This window comes from Bradyrhizobium sp. HKCCYLRH3059, assembly GCF_051168035.1.
Lineage (GTDB): Bacteria > Pseudomonadota > Alphaproteobacteria > Rhizobiales > Xanthobacteraceae > Bradyrhizobium.
In genome coordinates, this window is record NZ_JBNPUF010000021.1 from 1 (window position 1) to 2,500 (window position 2,500).

2 tRNA genes and 1 rRNA gene are annotated in these 2,500 nt (G+C 55.6%); all 3 read right to left on the reverse strand.

Annotated elements, in window-relative coordinates:
* Positions 1 to 1,552 (reverse strand): 23S ribosomal RNA (locus tag ACQR13_RS32355); the annotation flags it as partial.
* A gap of 488 nt (positions 1,553 to 2,040) precedes the next feature.
* Positions 2,041 to 2,116, reverse strand: a tRNA-Ala gene (locus tag ACQR13_RS32360).
* A 156-nt stretch (positions 2,117 to 2,272) separates the two neighbouring features.
* A tRNA-Ile gene (locus ACQR13_RS32365) sits at positions 2,273 to 2,349 on the reverse strand.
* Positions 2,350 to 2,500: the final 151 nt, after the last annotated feature.

A 2,500-nucleotide genomic window follows, 5' to 3' on the forward strand; every position in this document is an offset into this window, starting at 1 on the left:
CTTCGAAGCCCAACCAATCCAGTAAGGTCGGACAACACACGGGATTCGTCACCATCCACTGGCTGCAGAATATTCACTGCATTCCCATCGACTACGCCTTTCGGCCTCGCCTTAGGGACCGGCTAACCCTGCGAAGATTAACTTTACGCAGGAACCCTTGGACTTTCGGCGACACTGTCTTTCACAGTGTTTGTCGTTACTCATGCCAGCATTCGCACTTCTGATACCTCCAGGCGCCCTCACGGGTCACCCTTCGCAGGCTTACAGAACGCTCCGCTACCGCGTACGCTTGCGCGCACACCCTAAGCTTCGGCTCGTGGCTTGAGCCCCGTTACATCTTCGGCGCAGAAACCCTTATTTAGACCAGTGAGCTGTTACGCTTTCTTTAAAGGATGGCTGCTTCTAAGCCAACCTCCTGGTTGTTTTGGGATTTCCACATCCTTTCCCACTTAGCCACGAATTGGGGGCCTTAGCTGTAGGTCAGGGTTGTTTCCCTCTCCACGACGGACGTTAGCACCCGCCGTGTGACTCCCGGATAGTACTCTCAGGTATTCGGAGTTTGGTTGGGTTTGGTAAGACGGTAAGTCCCCCTAGCCCATCCAGTGCTCTACCCCCTGAGGTATTCGTCCGAGGCGATACCTAAATATCTTTCGCGGAGAACCAGCTATTTCCCAGTTTGATTGGCCTTTCACCCCTAACCACAAGTCATCGGAGCCTTTTTCAACAGGCACCCGTTCGGTCCTCCAGTGAGTGTTACCTCACCTTCAACCTGCTCATGGCTAGATCACTAGGTTTCGGGTCTAATACAACGAACTTGACGCCCTGTTCAGACTCGCTTTCGCTACGCCTACGCCTATCGGCTTAAGCTTGCTCGTTAAATTAAGTCGCTGGCCCATAATACAAAAGGTACGACGTCACCCAGAACGCATCTTGGGCTCCGTCTGTTTGTAGGTGTCCGGTTTCAGGTCTATTTCACTCCCCTCGTCGGGGTGCTTTTCACCTTTCCCTCACGGTACTGGTTCACTATCGGTCGCTGAGGAGTACTTAGGCTTGGAGGGTGGTCCCCCCATGTTCAGACAGGATTGCACGTGTCCCGCCTTACTCGAGCATGAATGTTCGCATTACCCATACGGGGCTATCACCCTCTGAGGCCCTGCTTTCCTGACAGGTTCTGGTTGGCTTACATTCATGACTGGCCTGGTCCGCGTTCGCTCGCCACTACTAGCGGAGTCTCGGTTGATGTCCTTTCCTCCAGGTACTTAGATGTTTCAGTTCCCTGGGTTCGCTTGAAACCTCCTATGGATTCAGAAGTCTCATACCTTCTCTTGATAACCGGAAATCCAAAACCTCACGGCTCGGGATCATCCTAGTCTCCTATTCAAACCCCAAGACCGAGGTCTTGGAGTTCCGGCTATCGAAGGTGGGTTTCCCCATTCGGAAATCCGCGGATCAAAGCTTCTTCGCAGCTCCCCACGGCTTATCGCAGCGTAGCACGTCCTTCATCGCCTCTCAGCGCCAAGGCATCCACCGAACACCCTTAAGGCACTTGATTGCTCTCATTATCAATGTCCACACACTCGGCAGAATGTTGTCAGCTCCCCACCTGCCCCGAGGGACAAGCGTTGGAAGCCGCAGGACACTGATTAGAAAGACCAGCTTGCTTCTTAAGATCGAACCGATGGCAATGCGGTCAAGCGTCGCCAACAGAGTCATTTACAACAGACAGGATGCTTCACAGCTTCCAGCCTGCGCCGAAATGACCCGGAGATAGTGAAGTGTCGGTGCATAGTCGAAGCGCGGACCGCTTGCGCGGTGACGCTCCATTGCACGACCCAACTCGGATCGATCTCCTCTTCACGATGTCAGATAACACGCAGTCTTCTGTAATCCCGGTGAGGACCAGAAGATGCGAAGTGTTGTCTCGCGGACGAATTGTGTGTCGGTCAGGCGCAAAGTCCGCCTCCGCTCTTACGAGCTCCGGCGCGACAGCCTTCGCGATCAGATGGCTTGCCGAGCCGAAGCGCCGGATGGCGCGAAGGCTGGTGGAGCCTGTCGGGATCGAACCGACGACCTCATGCTTGCAAAGCACGCGCTCTCCCAGCTGAGCTAAGGCCCCATAACCGGAAAGACGAATGCAATGAGCGTGATCGTCGAGACGATAATCAGCCGAAGCTCGCGTTGACCAGTCCGCCTTCGCCCAATTGGGCTACGGCGCGACAGCCTTCGCGCATCTTCTGGCTTGCCGAGCCGTAGCGCCGGCAGGCGCGAAGGCTGGTGGGCCTGGGAAGACTTGAACTTCCGACCTCACGCTTATCAAGCGCGCGCTCTAACCAACTGAGCTACAAGCCCTAACGCTCGAAGCTCGTCGCCACCCTGCCCGCAAGGGCAAATGCAGCAACCGCGCAGCCCCAGGCAGCGTGTTCGTCCGCGAAGAAAGAGAAACGAAGACGGCGAAATCCCGCCAATGGAGCTCACATGGATCTGGCGATCCAGGCGGCCC